At 60.8% G+C, this 17596-nt stretch carries 13 protein-coding genes and 1 tRNA gene; 1 reads left to right on the plus strand and 13 read right to left on the minus strand.

From position 1 onward, the window contains the following. Nucleotides 1-24: 24 nt before the first annotated feature. From EGD98_RS08195 to EGD98_RS21250, 11 genes are all read right to left on the minus strand, one after another. Nucleotides 25-756, minus strand: coding sequence for a DUF7289 family protein (locus EGD98_RS08195; RefSeq protein ID WP_220587847.1), 732 nt, complete (start codon nucleotides 754-756; stop codon nucleotides 25-27). Next, entirely contained in the window at nucleotides 749-1195 is a 447-nt protein-coding gene (locus tag EGD98_RS08200) for a DUF7266 family protein (protein ID WP_220587848.1), read from the minus strand. The genes EGD98_RS08195 and EGD98_RS08200 overlap by 8 nt, the downstream gene beginning before the upstream one ends. Next, nucleotides 1188-2207 (minus strand): DUF7261 family protein, encoded by a 1020-nt coding sequence (locus EGD98_RS08205; RefSeq protein WP_220587849.1) that lies wholly within the window; start codon nucleotides 2205-2207, stop codon nucleotides 1188-1190. The genes EGD98_RS08200 and EGD98_RS08205 overlap by 8 nt, the downstream gene beginning before the upstream one ends. Next, a complete protein-coding gene (locus EGD98_RS08210; protein ID WP_220587850.1) occupies nucleotides 2195-2779 on the minus strand; it encodes a DUF7288 family protein in 585 nt (194 codons plus the stop codon). The genes EGD98_RS08205 and EGD98_RS08210 overlap by 13 nt, the downstream gene beginning before the upstream one ends. Before the next feature lies 1 nt (nucleotide 2780). Continuing rightward, complete coding sequence (locus EGD98_RS08215; protein ID WP_220587851.1) at nucleotides 2781-3278, minus strand: DUF7287 family protein; 498 nt, start codon at nucleotides 3276-3278, stop codon at nucleotides 2781-2783. A gap of 420 nt (nucleotides 3279-3698) precedes the next feature. Then, on the minus strand, nucleotides 3699-8453 hold the full coding sequence (locus tag EGD98_RS08220) for a DUF7289 family protein (RefSeq protein WP_220587852.1): 4755 nt from the start codon (nucleotides 8451-8453) through the stop codon (nucleotides 3699-3701). A gap of 121 nt (nucleotides 8454-8574) precedes the next feature. Continuing rightward, nucleotides 8575-9384 (minus strand): DUF7289 family protein, encoded by an 810-nt coding sequence (locus tag EGD98_RS08225; RefSeq protein WP_220587853.1) that lies wholly within the window; start codon nucleotides 9382-9384, stop codon nucleotides 8575-8577. Between the two features lie 67 nt (nucleotides 9385-9451). After that, the gene (locus tag EGD98_RS08230; protein WP_220587854.1) at nucleotides 9452-9916 is read right to left on the minus strand and encodes a DUF7266 family protein; all 465 of its coding nucleotides are present in this window, start codon (nucleotides 9914-9916) and stop codon (nucleotides 9452-9454) included. Beyond that, nucleotides 9913-10833 (minus strand): hypothetical protein, encoded by a 921-nt coding sequence (locus EGD98_RS08235; RefSeq protein ID WP_220587855.1) that lies wholly within the window; start codon nucleotides 10831-10833, stop codon nucleotides 9913-9915. The genes EGD98_RS08230 and EGD98_RS08235 overlap by 4 nt, the downstream gene beginning before the upstream one ends. Beyond that, a complete protein-coding gene (locus tag EGD98_RS08240) occupies nucleotides 10827-11432 on the minus strand; it encodes a DUF7288 family protein (RefSeq protein WP_220587856.1) in 606 nt (201 codons plus the stop codon). Before EGD98_RS08240 ends, EGD98_RS08235 begins: the two co-directional genes overlap by 7 nt. Beyond that, nucleotides 11432-11989: a DUF7287 family protein gene (locus EGD98_RS21250; RefSeq protein WP_425433345.1), complete on the minus strand. Its 558-nt coding sequence runs from the start codon at nucleotides 11987-11989 to the stop codon at nucleotides 11432-11434. Before EGD98_RS21250 ends, EGD98_RS08240 begins: the two co-directional genes overlap by 1 nt. Before the next feature lie 605 nt (nucleotides 11990-12594). Between EGD98_RS21250 and EGD98_RS08250 the strand changes: the two genes are divergently transcribed. After that, nucleotides 12595-12666 (plus strand) — tRNA-Ala (locus EGD98_RS08250). Between the two features lie 275 nt (nucleotides 12667-12941). On the opposite strand, the gene EGD98_RS08255 is transcribed toward EGD98_RS08250, so the two are convergent. Both EGD98_RS08255 and EGD98_RS08260 read right to left on the minus strand, forming a co-directional pair. After that, complete coding sequence (locus tag EGD98_RS08255) at nucleotides 12942-15002, minus strand: type II secretion system F family protein (protein ID WP_220587858.1); 2061 nt, start codon at nucleotides 15000-15002, stop codon at nucleotides 12942-12944. Next, nucleotides 14999-17533, minus strand: coding sequence for a type II/IV secretion system ATPase subunit (locus EGD98_RS08260; protein ID WP_220587859.1), 2535 nt, complete (start codon nucleotides 17531-17533; stop codon nucleotides 14999-15001). Before EGD98_RS08260 ends, EGD98_RS08255 begins: the two co-directional genes overlap by 4 nt. Nucleotides 17534-17596: the final 63 nt, after the last annotated feature.

The following is a 17596-nucleotide window of genomic DNA, read 5'->3' on the forward strand; positions in this document are numbered from 1 at the left end:
CGTAGGAGCCGGCTGGTAGCGCCGTCAGGACTCGATGTCGACCTCGATGTCGTGGTAGACCACGTACGTCTGGTCGATGTTCCCAGAGTCGGGCACGGTACACTCGACCCCGGACGCCTGACAGTCGAAGCCAACAGACTCGAAGTAATCCCGCCAGAGCCCTGGCTGGGCGGTGTTTTGCAGCTCGACGGTGACGTCCTCAGCCGTGCCGTCGTACGCTACCGACGTGTCCTCCTTCTTCGTGCGGATGAGCACCGTCGACCCGCTGTAGACCTGGCGGTCGGGCCGGTTGAGACCGACCACAGAGATGAGGACGCGGTCCTCGGTGACGACGAACGGCGGGTCGGAGATTCGGAGCCCGCCGCCGTTGGAGGTGCGAAACACTGCCCCCGCTTCGTAGACGAGGTTTCTGCCCTCGTCACCGGTGTAGACGAGGGGGCGTATCTTCCACGACCGGTCCAGCACTGTGTCGGTCGAGTTGCGCACCGAGACGCGCATCGTGACGTTACTACCCGTTGCCAGCCTCGCCTGCCCGAGGCTGATCTCCGTGGCGCGGCTGGGCGCGTCGCGCCGGTGGACGTCGGCGACGTTGTCCGACAGCACGCTGAAGGCCTTCTGTGCGTTCGCCATCTGCTCGTCGTTGCGCGTCTCCTGGAGCGTGCTCAGCCCGCTCACGGAGACGATACCAACGGCGGAGACGACGAGCGCGAACACCAGCACGTAGCTGACCACCTCGCTGACAGCGCGCTCAGACATTGCGCACCTCCAGATGGTCGGCCCCTTGATCGTACCGAATCTGGATGTCACCACCCCTTGCTGAGGTCGCGCCGAGTGGGGTCTCGACTGTGAGACCGATTCGGACCGTCACGTCGGGCCGAGTTGTGTTCACCACGAGCGTCTGGTCGCTTGGCACCAGCGTGAGTTCGTAGCTCGCGCCGGTCACCCTGTTCGAGAGGGTCCGGTTCAGGGTGATTGTCGGGTCGTCCGAGTCAGCGGCCCTGACCAGCCGGTCCGAGCGTTCGACGTCAGCGGCGATTTGCTGGCCGACGACCCTGAGTTCGTCTCTGATGACCTGCTCGCGCTGGCTGTCGACGTAAGTCCCACCGGCGGTAATCAGCCCGGTGATGAGCAGCGTCGCGATAGCCAGGGCCAGCACGTAGCTCAGCGTCGTCGAGACCGCACGCACGTCAGACATCTGGCTCACCCGGGGCGACCCGAACGTCTGTCTCGTAGCGCAGGTCGGTCGTGAGATACGTGTACTCGACCGTCACGTCGTAGAGGGCCGTACTCGACTTTGGACCGTCGGACGCATCCGGGAGCAACTCGAGGTCGCCCCCATCGTAGACGACCAGCGAGAACGTCCCCGTTATCCCGTCGGCTTTGTCGAAGGAGATGTCGTAGCTGTCGTCCGTGCCGGGGGTCACCCCAGTCCCGGCACCGAAGTGGAAGTTCTCGCCAGACGGTGCGGTCCGGAGTGCGTCACACTCCTCGCCGTCGATAGTCCCACCAGTCACGTCGATTGTAATGCCCGTTCCCGGACTGTCTCTGGTGACCTCGCAGTCTTCGACGACAGTGGTCCCGCTGTCGTTTTTGAGCGTCCGGACGTGGACGGTGTCGCCGCCTGCGTCCCAGATGCGGGCGCGCCAACTGTTCTCGTCCCCGCTAGCGGCGCTGTCTTGGACCCGTATCTCGAACGGGTCGCTGGCGTCCGCAGTGATGGTGGACGCTTCGATGACGAACGCTCGCGTCCCGTTGGCGTCGTCGACCCGAGAGACGTTCCCGACCAGCTGGTAGCGTTCGTCGCCCGCCGCGTTCGTGAAACTCGAGTCGTTCGCCCGGTAGATGCGTGCGCCCTCTTTTTGCGACCCCGACTGATATGCGACGTTGACGACCCGTCCCGAGCGCGCAGACTGTCGCCCGGTCTGCTGAGAGAGTTGCCTGACACTGGCCTCCACCGCGCCGGTGAGGTCGGATTGGGAGCTGTTATTGTTTCGGTTTGCCGCTTCGATGCCCTCACCGACGTTTTCAGTTACGTCTGCCCGCATCGAGAGCGCGCCCTCACTGCCCGCTGTCTCGCCCCGGGTCGCCAGATTCTCGGTGAAGATGGCCGAATTGACGATGAGCGCCATCGCCACGAAGATGACCGCCAGCGCGAACGCGGCGATGAGGAGTATCTGCCCGCGGTCGTCCCGGCTCAGATTCGCCATGCAACCACCTCCACGCGCACTGTGTTGTAGAGGTTGTCCCCGGTGTCGGGCATCGGGTAGGTCATGTTCTCCGTGTTGAGCCGGGTCGAACTCGGGGTGCCGTCTGCATTGTACAGCGGGTCATCGTCCCACAGCGTCACGGTGTGTGTCGCCGTGACGGCGTTGTCCGTCGGAACACCGCTGTAGACGTACTGACGAGTGATGGGCCTGCCGTCGGCGTTCTGGAACCGGAAGTAGACGTTGTACGCGATACCGTTGCCGTTGAACGCCCGCTCCAGCATCGCCCCGAACCGGTTGTCGGGCGGACCACTCGTGTAGAACCGCTGGACGCCCGCGTTGTGGTAGCGCGACGAGCTATTGTTCCAGTAGAGGACTGCCGGTTTCAGTGCCCCCACCTCTGCCGCCGAAGCGAGAACCCCCTGGCCCGTTTCCCCCTGCTGATTCTCGATATGCTGGCTGGACGTACTCGCCGACAGCGGCGTCACGGCCGTCATCTGTAACGCGAAGATGAGACTCGACAACATGAGCAGTCCAGCGACCGTCGCCTCCAGTGTGTGTGCTTGCCCTCGCATCTTACCACATCTCCACGAACAGCGTCACGTCCTCGCCGTCGATTGTGACCACCCGGACCGACGTGACCGACGGTTGTGACGTCGGAACTGGGTTACCCCGTTCCAGGACCGTATCGCACGACCCATCCGACGACTCGACGAGTCCAGTATCGGGCTCGGTACTGTCCCAGCAGAGTGCTTCCTGGCCGTCCCCACCAGCCGTGAGATTCCCGCGGAGACTCACGTTGACCTGCTGGTACCCACTACTCAGACCGAGCTGTGTTCTGAGTGACCCACTGGAGAACCGGCAGTCCGACGGGCTGGATCCATTGAAGAACGCCTCGGTGCAGTAACTGTCCAGCACGTACGGCTCTCCCGGCTCCGCCAGGGCACCCTTCGACAGCTGGTCAGCGACACGATTCGACGTGACTGTCTCGTCCTGTGCGCTCGCAGTGAAGGGCGCGAGGATACCGGGGATAAACAGGAAAATGAACAGCAACACGGCTAGAAAGACGCTCACGCCGATTGCGAAATCGAGTGTGGTCTGTCCACGGTCGCTGGTCCGTCGGGAAGACCGACGGTCCTGTGGCTCGTCACCACACTGCGTACCCGTCTTTGTTGACCCGTTAGTACCCAACAACGCTTAAAAAAAGGACTGTCGTGTAGGTTATTATCTGTTGTGGCCGACGCAGTGGCTGTCCCCGGCGTGAACCGCCACCCATCTTGGCGAGCGTTGGGCCTGACGCTATCGTCGCCCAGTCAAAATAGCGCCACAATCCGTCGGTACGCCACTACCGACAGCACAGTCTCTCACTGTGTTGTCTTCGTGGCTACCGGTCGATGGTAACCCACGAGATATAGCCCGGTTTTACTTCCAGAGGACATATCGGAGACGTATCACGGAGGTTACGGAAGCAAAGTTACAGTTGCTGAGTGCTCCTCAGGCCAGATCGAAGATATTGACACTGGTGTCGATCGGATTCGTGGTGGGATCGAGCTGTGGCTGCCAGATGTCGACGCTCCTGGTCTCGGAGTCGTCACGAGTGCTCACCTCGATCTCGTCGACCGTGGGATTGTTCGCCGGGTCCCACGTGAGCGAGAACTCTTTGCTATCGCCCGGCCCAAGTGTGATATCCTCGAGTGCCAGTATCTGGTCCGACCCGGACGGCATGAGCGACACGAACTGGGTGTCCTCGACCGGGCCCCGATTGGTGATGTTCACCTGGACCGTCAACGGGCGTCCAGCGGCAACTCTATCACCCTGCCCGGTCGGGAACTCGATCGGCTCGACCTGGAAGTCGGGACCCTCGCTCTTGTTGACCGTGATATTGAACGAGCTCGCGTCGGCCACCGTCCGTAGCGTGATGTTTCTGTCGTCCGAGTCGGCGTCGCCGTAGGTCGTCTCCCAACGCAGGGTTATGTCTTCGCTCTGCTGCTCCCCGAGGTAGAGGTGGGTATAGTTGAGGATGGTTCCGTTCTCGTCTTGCAGGAACACGGTCTGGTTCGCCCCGATGCCGTCGTTCGTTATCGTCGCGGTGAACTCCACGTCGTCGAGTTCATCGACTTTCTTCGGGGCGGCTGAAGCGTCCTCTATCAGGAACTCCGAATCTTCGAGTTTCCGGACATCCAGCGGATCGGTCTTACCGAAGTCCTCTGTACTCACCGTGATTTCCGACTCGGTGAGATTGCTCGTGTTATCGCCCGGTCGGGTCTGCCAGTCCAGCTCGACGGTCGCATTTTCGTTGCCATCGAGGGCGAGTTCCGTGCTGTCTACGGGATTGCCCTCCGGGTCACGCAGGACGATGCGCTGTGTTTCGTCGATGTCCTGGGTGTTGTCGATCGTTGCGTTGACAGTGACCGAGTCGCCCTCGGTGACGTTGTCGGGCGCCTCTACCGATTCGACGATGAACCCACCCTCGGACTGCCAGGCGAAGATCGGGAAGCCCTCGTTGGTAATATTGCCTGTCTTCGGGTCGATGTCGTAGACCGGTTCCCAGATGTCCCAGTCGAGATTTGCCATCGTTCCCTCGGCGTCCTCTTTCGTGACGCCCGGATACTGGTCGTACCACGATTCGGGCTTGTCGTCCGGGAGCACCTGTGGCCCGGTCATTTCGTCGGCGTCGAGGTCGATGCTGTTGTCGTTCACGTTGTCACCGCCGTCGCCGACCGTCGGGCCGTCGGAGTAGACACTATTGTAGATAGTGTCTTCGGTGCCACTCGTCTCCCCGATTCGGCCGGCGATGCCGCCGACCTGCAAGGGGACGGTGAACTGCTCCCGCCCAATATCGTCGTCGTCAAAGAGCGCTCCTATGTCACCCTCCAGCGAGAGGTCCCCGTCGGCCCAGTACATCTGGCTGAGGTCACTGGGGTTGTTCGATGTCCACCCGGCGATACCTCCGACAGAGGACGGGCCGCTGACGTTCGCTCTCGAATAGCCGACCGAGAACTCCGTGTCATAGCCCATGCCGCCCAGGATACCACCGATACCGAGGTTCGGGCTCCCCTCACTGTCCTGCCATGGGTGCTTATCGCTGTGGTCGCCGACGACAATCGGTTCGTTGCCGGTAACCGTCGCCGTCGAGACGAGCTGGTTCGTCAGGTCGGCGTCGTGGCCGTGTCCAACGATCCCGCCCACTTGCTGGTACTTCGATTCGACGTGGCCGCTGACCGAAATGTTCCTGAACGTCCCACCGCCCCCACCGGCAACCCCGCCGACGACGGTCATTCCACGGACGTCAACATCGACGAGTTCGACGCTCTCGACAGTCGAACCCTCTCCGAGGTCGTCCGGGCCGGAGAACTTATCCGTAATCGCGAAGAGTCCGACGAACGCGGTGTTGTATCGGTCGATGGTCAGCCCCTCTATCTTGTAGCCCTGACCGTCGAAGGTCCCGCCGAAGGCATTGCCTCCAGCGCTACCGGCGCCCTCCTCGCCAATCGGGTCGAAGCCATCGCCCCCATTCCAGTGTTCCGTGCCGTAGGCGTCGATGTCGTTTTCCAGACGGTAATTCTTGTCGAGACCCTCCTGCTCGATACACTGGAGCTGGTCGACCGTCTCGATGAGGAGGTAACCGTCACTGTCCGTGTCGTAATCGACGTCGCTACAGTCCGGCCCGTCACGGACGACGACGATTCGCTCGGTCGCCTCGTCGTCCCTCGTCGAGACGGCGAGTTCGCCCGTCAGCGACCCGTTCCGGACAGTTACGTCGAAGGTCACGTCCTCGCTCTCATTGCCGGCAATCGTCGCAGCGGTAACACTACTGTTCTCGATATCCAGGGCTGAATCCGCCGCTGGTTCGAGGTCGGCGGTCGGGGTTCCTGCGACGTCACCGGTGTTGTTGATCGTCGCAGTCACACTGACCTCCTTGTCGAGGTCGCCCTCGTCGATATCGTCCGGGGCATCGATATCGGTGACCTCGAATTTCGCCTGGGTGTCGAAGGGCGTGGTGTCACTGTCGTCTGGGCTCCGGACTCGTACCTTGTTGTCGCCACGCTCAAGCTCGACCGGGCTGTCCCAGACCATCGTCACAGTAGTATCATTACCCTCGCCGACGAACACCTCTCTCGCATCGACGATCAGGCCGTCGGTCGTCTCCGTGTCCGCAACCAACAGGATTTGCTGTTTCCCGCCACCGTCACCACTGTTGGTCACGTCGACCGTCACGTTGAACGGTTTGCCCTCGCCAGCGGCGTCGTCGGTCCCGGTGATGTCGACCTGGAACTCCGGTGTGCCCTCTGCTTTTATCCTGTGGGTGTCGTTGGCGTCGAGGGCCTGCACTTCGAGTTCCTCGTCGAAGTCGGAGACTGGCGCGATCCAGGATAGTGTCACGTCTGTCACGTTATCTGAACCCGGCCCGGCGGCGTCGAGTCGGTCGATTTCCACCACGTTGACCGGTACCCCGTCCCCATTGAGGAGCGAGACTTTGGTATCTAGTACCGGAGCGTTCCCGTTGTTGCTGATTGTCGCGTTCACCTGGGCCTCGGTCCCGGGCGCCACCTCGTCAGGCGTCTCAGTTTCGTTGATATCGACGCTCAGATCGGTGTTACGGGCCTCTATCGAGAGGTTTGCCTCGTCGATGTCCTGGTTACCGACCCGTGCATAGAGCTTCGTTTCGTTCTCAGAGGCTGCGGTCCAGTTCATTGTCACCGAGACGGTCTCGCCCGTGTCGATGTCGCCATTGCTGATCGACTCGTTGGTCCTGAAATCGGCGACCCGCACGTTTCCGTCATCGTCCTCGACGAACAGCCCGACAGCGTGACCCCTCGTCGATTCGACCGCTCCGACGTTCTCGACCTCGACCTCGACGGTCTGGCGCTCCCCGACGACGGATTCGTAGTCGTCCTGCGTGAGGTTGATATCGAGGTCCGTCGGCATGTACCTCTCTGAGTTTTCGAGATTCGAGGCACACGTCTCGAGCTGTTCGAATACGCCGTCGACCTGTGAGCCGATGCGGTCGTCGGTGTATGCGACCACACAAATGCGAGTGTCTGCGTACGAACTGTTGAACGTGTACTCCTCGCTATCACTCCCGGACTTCTTGTAGGACTCTATCTGTGGTGGGTCCTCGGAGTCGTCCCAGCGCGGGGCTGCCCTCGAGCTGGGACCGCCCTCGATGGAGTTAGATATCTCCGTGACGTTTTTCCACTCGCCGTTTCCGCTTGGCGGAGTAAGGTCGTTGTTGTTCTGGGTGTGGATGACCCACTCTTCCCTGGACTCGTCGTAGAAGGCCAGTTGCTGTCCCTGATTCGCGTTCACATCCTGTCCGGAGATATTGAACGAGTTCTCACCGGTCCGTTCGATGGAAGAGTTTGCGCGTGGGTCGAAGCCTCTGGGAGCCTCACTCGCTGGGCCCACGTAGACGATCGGGTCCGGATAGGTCAGGAAGTCGGTCGTCCCCGTATCCTCGAAGGTCAACGTGACCTCGGTATCGTCAGCATCCATATCAGCAGGTTTCGGACTGACGGTCACGTCGGACAGCTCTTCCTCGGCGTAGGTTGCCCAGCCGAGGGCGTACTTGCTCTCGATGGTGACGGTGATGTCGACCGGAACGGTATACTCCGTGTTTTTGATATTCCAGGCGGGTGAGAGTTCGTTTCGAATCTCTTCCGACCGTTGTGTCGAATCTGCGACGTTTCGTCGGGCGACGAGTTCGTTACCCTCGTTGATACCCCTATTGCCTTTGAGAGTGGCGAACTGGAACGTGAGGAACTCTCCAGCCCTAGAAAGCGGTGGATTCGACCGAACGACCGCGTACGATGGCGAGGGGTACTCCCAGAAACCCCCACCCTGATAGACGAGTTTCTCGCCGTCGCTACTCTTGTACACCACCGCACCCAAATCTTGTTCGTAGCGGGTGACGTTCTTCTCGGTCAGATTCCTATACTCGTCGACCGTTTCGACTGTTATCTCGACAGACCCCTCCGATTCGTTGAAAGAGAGGTCAGAACCCGACCCCTCCGGGAAGCGCAAAGTCGTTTCGGACGACACCTCCGAGTTGTAGAGCCCGGAGAGACGGTCGTCCATCTCGTGGAAGGAGTCCCTCGTCAGGCTGTCTTGAGATTCGTCACTGATCGCCTGCAGGGCAGCACCCGCCAGTGCTACCGTCAAGACGGCACCGATAATAGTAATCGAGACCATGAGCACAGTCCCGACCAGCTCGGACTGTGCGCGATCTCTATCTTCCCAGAGCCCCATGATTAGGGTTAATAAAACACCGAAGCACATAATTATTACGGGTCGTTTTACATAATATAGAGCGCAGTCGAATACGGGACCGTATGGTCTCTGTGGCGGCTATCTACCACCATGTCTCACCTCAGGAGAGGTCGATGACGACGTGTCTTATGAGGAGCGACTCGTCGGCCTCCGCTTCGTATCTGTACGTACCGTTTTGCTCCCAGCCCGCCCGGTCCAGCGAGCGGGCCCACTGGTCTGGGTAGGCGGTCGCCGAAACATCGACCTGTACCGTGGCGCTGTCGCTCCCATCGAGGGAACCGTACCACTGTTGCTGTGCAGTGACGTTGGATTCGGCTACGATTCGGACTGTCTGGCCGGCATCTCTCGCGGGAGCGTCCTGTGGGACGTCGCCACGTGGATCTATCCCGTCTCCCTGTCTGGAACTACTACCACTGATGTCGATGGTGCCGCTTCGCTCACGGAGTGAGACGATAGTCACAATTACCGTCCCGTTGTTGGCGTACCATCGCGGTTCTCTCCGGAAGGTTCCGCCGTCGGACCGAAAGACAGCACCACTCTCGTACGCGAGCGTGACGTCCCGGTTCCCTCGCGAGACCCTGTGTTGCAGTGAGTTGATCTGGTAGGTGTCGTTGATACTGTCGGTGTCGACTCCCGTCCCTGTTACGTTCACCTGCAGTGAAGACTCCGTGACCCCGATATTCCCGCCGTTGAGCGCGAACTCCAGTTGGGTTATCGGAGCACCCTCCTGCAGTTCACTGAGGTCCGCAGCCGCCACCTCCATCGCCCGTTCGGAGGACTGGACCTGTTCGTAGTCGCGCAAATCGGTCAACTGGTCCAGCCCTGCTGTCGCGACCAGTGACCCCGACGCGATGACCACGGCAAAGATGAGCACGAACGCGAGCACGTCCGAGATACCGCGATCGTGCAATGGCAGACGTTTCAGGCCCCGAGACGCCCCGCACACGGTCGATTGATTACTGCGGTCACGTTTCATATCAGCATCCCCCAAATTTGATCGTCCCGTTCTGGCACTTGCTCATTTCCGGACTCGTACCCCTGGCGCTCGATTCCGCGACGCTGATACTCTTGGGCACTGGGTATATCGCGTCCCCGGTCAGCGCCTGTGATTTTATCCGGAGCGTCCAGGAGAACGCGTCGAACCTGCCGGCCCGCTGCTGGAAGGAGATCGTGTAGGTACTGCCGACGAGTCTCGATGGGTACTCGAGCTGAACTGTCGTCTCGCTGCTGGCAGTGGATTCGTGGATACGGTCGAGTCTGTCAGCCTGTGAGAGGACGTCCGCCCCGATTTCGTCGGCCTGTTGTCTCGCCACGCGCTCCTGCTGGCTTTCCAGCAAGCCTCCGGCACCGATTATCAATCCCGTCGTCAGAAGCGTCGTGATTCCGATCGCTATCGTGTAATTGAGCGTTATCGAGACGGCTCGGGAATCACTCCGGATCATGGGCTGGACTCCCCGTACAGGCGGAAGGTCGATCTGTGTGTGATGGATGGGTCGGTGTACTGCACGCGAAATGCCGGGTTGACGACAACGCCGTCGTACTGTTGTTGCCAGTCGAACGTATTCCCTTCTATATCAGTATCGATGGCCTCTACGCCCGAAATAGTGTACGTACCCTCGGCCTGGGAGCCGTTCTCGAACGTGAGGTTGAAAGTGTCCGGAACCCCGAGATCGAACTCGCCACAGATATCGGTGGCGTTCGACACCGTCCCGACGCCGCCAGTCGCATCGACTCGAATCGGGTACGCCAGGTCACAGTCCACGCCGGCGCCTTCGACACCGTCGTCGTCGAAGGTCAGTTTACCCCCACCACCCTCTACAACGACTTCGAACGGGGGGTCGGAGGCGTCTGGTCCATCGGTCACGTACATACTGAGTCGTGGGAGTCCATCGGCGGACTCGAGTACTGTCCAGTTCTGCTCACTCGGACTGTACCCCCTGTGCGTGAAATTCTGTGTACTGTTGTTCTGTCTGACCAGCATCCCCTCCTGGCTTCGACCCTCGACGTAGCTTACGCTGACAGCCGCCCCCGATTCGGAGGCAGACAGCGCGGCGTTGAGCTCACTGGTGTTGTTGACAACGTCGCCAAACGGGTCGTCGGGACCGCCGCTCTCCGCTGCGTAGGGCAACGCTTCGCCGGTCCGGTTCATCGACGTGTGGACCTGGAACAGTCGTTCCATATCGTCGGCGGCCTGCCCCTCGACACGCTCGATGTCACCGAGATTCGACGCCTGTCTCTCGGTGTTTACGTTCGCCGGGGCGTGCAGTGTGTTCAGCAGGACGACTGTCGTCAACACGGTGACCGCAAAGAGCACCGACATTATGAGGATCATCTGCCCCCGAGAACGTGTCGTCACCATGCGATTATCTTGACCCTCACTGCGTTGTAGACGTTGCTTACACCGTCGAAATCGGGATGACGGTCGATGTAGAACTGGTCATCTTCGGCGAGCGTCTGTCTGTCGGGGCCCCCAACGCATCTGTCACCACTCGTCCGACGGACCGGGTCGCTATTGTAGAGGGTGACCTGGCGGGACGCCGAGACGGCCCCACTTGGCGGACTGATCTCACCGGCGGGGTAGAGCCGGTTACGCACCAGGCTGTCGCCGTCCCGGTACTCGGCGAGGACGACGAACTCGTTGTTCTGTGCGAGCGTCTGATTCAACAGCACGCCAAACCCTGTGAGTGGATCGTTCGGGTTGGCGAGGCCGGGATCCGGCTCACCGGTCGGCGTCGCACAAGTAACAGTCGTCCGGAGTGCGTCACGGTCTGCGGCGGTCGCCAGAAGGTCCGAGACCTCTGTTTCGAGTCGGTCGGCCTGGGCGTCGTCGCCCCCCGTGGCGAGCGGTGCGATGTCGACGGCTTGCAGCGCCAGCACCACGGACGACAGAACGATTATTGCCCCGATGACCCCTTCGAGCGTGAACGCCTGGCCGCGCGTCTGACCGTCCCCAGTCATCAGCTCCACACCCTCACGATGATTCGGCAGCCCACCGCGCAGGCTGGCTCGCGTGTCGCGACCGTCCGGACACTCGTCGCCGTCCCGCCGGTCCCGGCGAAAGTATCCCCACCAGTAGTGACCTGCACACCCGAGCCAGTCTGTACGGTTACGTTGACCCGTTCACCGTCCGGTATCCCGGCGTTAGCTCTGAGCGTCCCGAAATCGTTTTGCAGTGACGCCTCCAGTTTAGTGCGATCGAGGATCCGTTCCTCGCCAGCGTAGGTGTGATTCGTGACGATGTTTTCTGCCAGCCGATCGGCCATCGACTGTTCGTCCGGACTTACCGCCGGCTCGAACGGGTCGAAGACCGCTGGAACGAGGGCGAACGTCCCCAAAATTGTAACGAGCACGAGGCTGATTCCGATCAGATAATCGACCGGCGTCTGTCCCCGCGAACTGCCGGTCTCGCTCCGGTTGCGTCTGTCCCTTCCAGACCGGGACGGTAATCGACCGCTCACCCAGGATCGGGCCGCAACACAGAGTTTGCCTCCGTTCGATGGTAAATTATCTATCATATTCAGTATCGCTGGAAACCGAGGATAAGCCGTCTCGAGGAGCCAACCCGCGAGCGAATTTCCGAACCCAGATGCTGATATCGCGTTCTCGCCGTAGCGGGTGCTGGCTGGATATCGACGGAGAAGCGGTGGCTCTCGTCGCTGGAAACTGCTATCGACCGGCCGGACGAATCGTCGCTCTCGCCACCGTCTACAGTGATTCTGTCCCGCTGGACGGGAGTCTTCAAATGGCCCCCTTTTGCCACCCCAGTATCTCGGAAGATGCCAGAACTGCCACCGGTGGCATTGATCAAACCCACACCGGTGTACCCAGCAATCCCAGCTCTGCTGTTCGACATAGTTTTCACCTATTTTCTATGGGATATAAATCTTTGGTAGAAAATATTACAATACGGAGAGTGGCTGATTCTACTTGCAGGGCGGTGGTGAACGGATAAACGCATGCTGCTTGCACCACTCTATTCCTGATGTCGTGAACGGAGCAAATCCGGTCAAGTGGATACGGACTCACCATCCATACCTGGGAAAGTTTGGGTCGCCGTCCCGCGGTCACCGAAGCTTCGATGGGTTTAATAAAGGCCGTCGGATATCCACTATTGCAAAGCGGGCTCGTAGATCAGGGGTAGATCACTCCCTTGGCATGGGAGAGGCCCCGGGTTCAAATCCCGGCGAGTCCATTTCCTTCGCTCACACCGTTCGCTCAGTCATGGGCTCGCCGACCATCGCCAACGCTTCGCGTTCGCTCAGTCCCGGCGAGTCCACTCGTATTGCGCCGCGAGCAAACTAGCGAGCGGCGCGAATCGTCCTCTCCGCCCGGATTTGAACACCTGGAACTCACAGCGCCAAGCGGAGCGAGTCGCCAGCGCCGCTGAAATCGCGGCCCCTAGCGGCTGGGCTCTCGGTCAGTTGGAACTTCGAACAGGCGAGGTGAAAACGGCCCGGTGTGGCTATCTCACCCGACAGCCATCCAGACGACCAGCGCAATCGTCGAGAGGATGACGGCGAATTTCACGCCCGCCAGCAGCTTCACTTCGCGGATATAGCCGGCGATGAACGACGACAGCAGCGCCTGTAGCGTGACCGCGTGGAAGAACAGCATCGACAGCGCGTTGGTGTCGATGGCCCCGCCGAACTGGCCACCGCCAGCGCCCGACCCTCCGGCACCGCTGGCCTGCTGGGTCAGCCCAGACATCACGTCGAGGAACTGCGTCTTCAGCAGTGCCATGACTCCGAGCAAGGTGAGGTAGGTCATGATGATGATGACCGTCTGCATCCGGGTTCGGGACTTGCGCGAGCGGTCGATGTCGTCCTGGTTTTCGGCGGCCTGGGCCGCCGTCGAGAGCACGTCCTGAATCTGACTGGAGGCCTCCTGGGCCTCCGCGATGAGCTTGACCGTTCGGGCCATCCGCGGGACGTGGTACTTGTTGTTGAACTCCCGCAGGGCGTCTTTGAGGCTGGTCCCGTAGTTCACCTTCGCGTGCATCGTCTCGAACTCGTCGGAGAGCTTGCCCGCAGAGGTCTCGGAGACGACCTTGATAGATTCGAGTAGGGTCATCCCGGTGTCGTTCGCGGAGGCGAGCTTCCGGAGGTTCTCCGAGAGGTTCCCGATGATGGCCTTCCGCGAGCGCTGGTTCCACTCGTAGAATACCGCGAGCGGGATGAAGTTGATGTACATCGGGACGTAGACCCAGAAGAACGTGCCGCTGACGGGGTTGGCTTCCATCCCGCTGATACTGAGCGGCGCTTCGCCAGCGACGATGCTCACGACCAGTGCCAGCACCGAGAGCGGAATCGTCAGTCCCAGCACCAGCATCGGGTGGTCGCGGAAGAACAGGTGGGGCTTCTTGAGTATCTGGACGAGTTCGTAGGTCCCCTCCCGGCCCTTGATGCGGTCGAAGACGCTGTAGGTCCCGGTGTAGGACTCGATGAGGCCGAGGTTGAACACCGCGATACCCTCGTCGACGACGACGTCTTCCTCGTCGGAGTTGGGTCGGAGGTAGCCGTCGCCGATGGCGTCCTGGGTCACCGTCGAGACCAGGACGAGGAAGGCGATGCCCGTCAGCGGGATGAGTCCGTAGACGGTGCCGTAGATGAGCATCTGCTGGGCGTTACCCATCATCGTCATGATGACGAGGATGATGATGAGCAAGAGCGGGAACAGCGAGAGGGTCATGTACATCTCGCCGAACAGCTCCAGGGTCTCCAGCATCTTCTCCTGTTCCTGCTTGGTCGTCCGCATGTGCTTTTCCTTCTGGTCTTCCAGGAAGGAGGTCATGTCCCCACCGGAGTTGATGATAGAGAGCATATCGGTGAGGAACTGCGACAGCTCGCCAGAGGGGGTCTGGATAGCCTGGTTGCGCACCGCAGTCCGGTAGTCGGTATCGAAATACTCAGTCTCCAGCACGATGGATTTGAACTCCTGGGCGACCTCACCGTAGGTGTCTTCGGCTTCGCCCATCGCCTCGAGGATTTCGAGCTGGTTCAGCCCACCGACGGAGAGGGCGTACATGAACGAGATAGCGTCCGAAAGGAGGATGTTGATTTCGCGTTCACGCGCACTGGCACGGAAGTAGGGTATCGAGACGAGCGAGCCAAAGCCCACGCCGAAGCCGATGGCTCCGAAGACCACACCGGTCACGAGGATAATGAAGGGGAGTTTCAGCGTGTCGATAATCGTCAGCAGCGTCTCGTTCTGTATCGTGATACCGATGAACGTCGGCGCGCCGCTGCCCGCGAAAAAGAGGCTCACCGCGATAAAGCCAAGCAGGCTCCCGACGAGCCAGAGCGCGACCCCGGCGATGATACCGACCGCGAGGGCTCGGGCGAGGAACATCTCGACGTTGTCGGCCATCCGGGCCTGGGCGAGTTTGTCCTCGACGCTATTGACGAACTCCCCTTCCTCGTCGAACAGCCGCTGGTAGGCCGGGTAGAAGGCATCGCCCAGGGCGCCACCGCTTGCGAGCTCCTTCTGGCGCTTCGTGTTCTGTCGCTTGCTCTGCGTGTCCAGACTCATCCACTATCGGCCTCCTTGCCGGCCTTCGGGACGAACTGGCCGAACTCCGTCACGTCGTCCTCGGTGTCGGTGTCTTCCAGCGCGTTGCCGTCCATCAGCGCGGAGACGATGTCCGGGGTGTCGCCGCTCTTGAACTTCCTGAACAGCGGCCCGGCGTTGTCCAGGACCTGTTTGGTCTCCTCGACCATCTCGGGCGGCGCGTCCGGTCGCGGGACCATCTCCTCTTTCTCGGGGTCGATATCTATCTTGACCGACTCCATCTCCCGGAGGTCCTCCAGGGAGCGCTCAAGCTGGTCGTTGGCGATGAGCGTCAGGATGGTCTCGGGGTCGTTGATAAAGGCCTGGATGGTCGCAGCGACCTCCGTGTAGGAGTTGAGCCCCTGCTCGATGAGATGGGCCAGGACGACTTTCCGCTTGAACAGTTCCTCGTCGAGTTTCTCCTGGGTCCACCCGCGGTCGAACTTGATCTCTTCTAAGGTGTTGGAGTTACCCATCTGGATGTACTCGTCCGTCTCTGCACGCCACTCGTAGACGTCCCGAACGTTGATCTCGTCGTTCTCGGCGGAGTACTCGTTGATCTCCGTGAGCGATTTGTTCCGGCGGACCTTGCTCCCGTCGACACGGGTCTGGGTCTGGATTGAGACGAGGTCAAGCGCCGTAAACAGCGTCTTCGAGACGTTGATGGGCTCTGTCGTGAACCGCTTGATGACCTCGCCGACGGAGTCGGCGTGGAAGGTGGTGTAGGTGGTGTGGCCGGTCGACATGACCTGGAACAGCGTCCGACCCTCCTCACCACGAATCTCACCCATGACGATGTAGTCTGGACGCTGGCGGAGCGCGGCCTCCAGCAGGTCGAACTCGTCGACGTCACCCTGGTCGTCGTCACCGAAGGATGGGCGAGTGACGCTTGCGACCCAGTTACGCTGGGGCAGTTCGACCTCGCGGGTGTCCTCGATGGAGACAATCTTGGAGTTCGACGGGATAAACAGCGAGACTGCGTTCAGGCTCGTCGTCTTCCCGGATGCCGTACCACCGGCGAAGATGAGGCTCTTGTTGTTCTCGATACAGAGCCAGAGGAACGCCATCTCGTCCAGCGAGAAGGTGTTCCAGTTGATGAGGTCGATCGGGGTGAACGGGACGTCCTTGAACTGACGGATGGTGTAGTTGGTCCCGTGGTCGGAAACCTCACGACCCAGCGTCAGCTGGGCACGCGAGCCGTCCGGGAGCGTGGCGTCGATCTGTGGCTGACGCTTGGAGATACCCTTCCCGGACCGCTGGGCGAGTTTGACGACGAAGTCGTCGAGCTCGGTCTCACCGTGTTCGACGTTCGAGATAATCTGCTCGTAGTCGGTGTGGTAGACGAACACCCGCGAGTTGTACCCGTCACAGGAGATGTCCTCGACGTTGATGTCGTGTTTGATGCCGTCGATGAGCCCGTAGCCGATGAAGTCCCGTTTGAGCGTGTACAGTAGCTTCTCGACCTGGTACTCGTTGAGCGTCGACGGGTCGTCCGCGAGGATAGCTGGTTCGGGCCGCACCGCGAGCCCGTCGAGCTGTCCAGTCACCTCCGGCACAGTCGTCTCGGTGTCGTTGAACATCTCCTTGAGCCCGTCGAGGAACCCGCCGCCGCCCGAGCTCGTCCCGGCGCCCGCACTGATGGAGTCCTTGTAGAGATCGTACCGCGAGAGGAGCTGTTCGGCTTCGCGCTGGATGACCTGTGCCCGGTCGGCGTTGGACCCTTTGACGATGACGTCGTCTTCGGAGTACTTGATGGCCGTCCTGAGTTTGCCCGAGAGGAAGCCCTGCAGGTCCTCTTCGATGGGGTTGAGATACGGTTCGATTACGTAGTACTTCTTCTCGTTTTCCTTCCGGGACTGGAAGATGATGGCGCAGGCGTACGGTTTGTTGACCCAGTACCGCTCCAGTTCTTTGAAGTGTGACTTCTTCGAGAGCGGCACGGCCTTCTCGAGGTCGTACCGGTTGACGACCGTCGTGTGGCCCTCCTGCGTGGAGAAGAACTCGTCTTCGTCTAGCTCGGGGTTGACGTCGACGGTGCGTTCGTCGACGAGTTCGTCCAGCTCGGAGGCCAAGTCCTCGGCTAGGGAGAGCCGGTTCTCCGTCTGCTCCGGCTCGAAACCGAGATACGACTCGCCCTCGAACGGGACGACGTTCCCCTGGTTGTCCCGGGGCTGGTCGCCGTTGTTCCACGGCTTGGCGCCGTCCTCGTAGTAGTACTCCTGTTTGAAGTGCTCCCAGGTGTACTCCCCCTTGGCGACGGGTGTCGTCTCCGGGTCGATGTACTCGGCGAACGGTTGGTTGACGCCCTTTGCGAGGCCGGCCGCGTCCTCGAGCTTGTCCGTGATGGTCTCGGGGTCGAACCCGAGATAGTCGGCTCGGTCGAACGGACCACCATCGTGGAGTTCACGTCGGAGGTCCTCCCACGTGTACTCCCCCACTGTCGCAGTCCGGTCGGGTGATGCGACCCCGTCATCGGTCCCGTCCGCACCTGATTTAGTATCCTCTATTGCCATTGTTGTTCACTTCACGCCCTGTGTAAAAAAGCTACTCGCCGGTTCGGCGCTGTCGTCCACACC

The sequence above is a fragment of the Haloarcula salinisoli genome (assembly GCF_019599405.1).
Lineage (GTDB): Archaea > Halobacteriota > Halobacteria > Halobacteriales > Haloarculaceae > Haloarcula > Haloarcula salinisoli.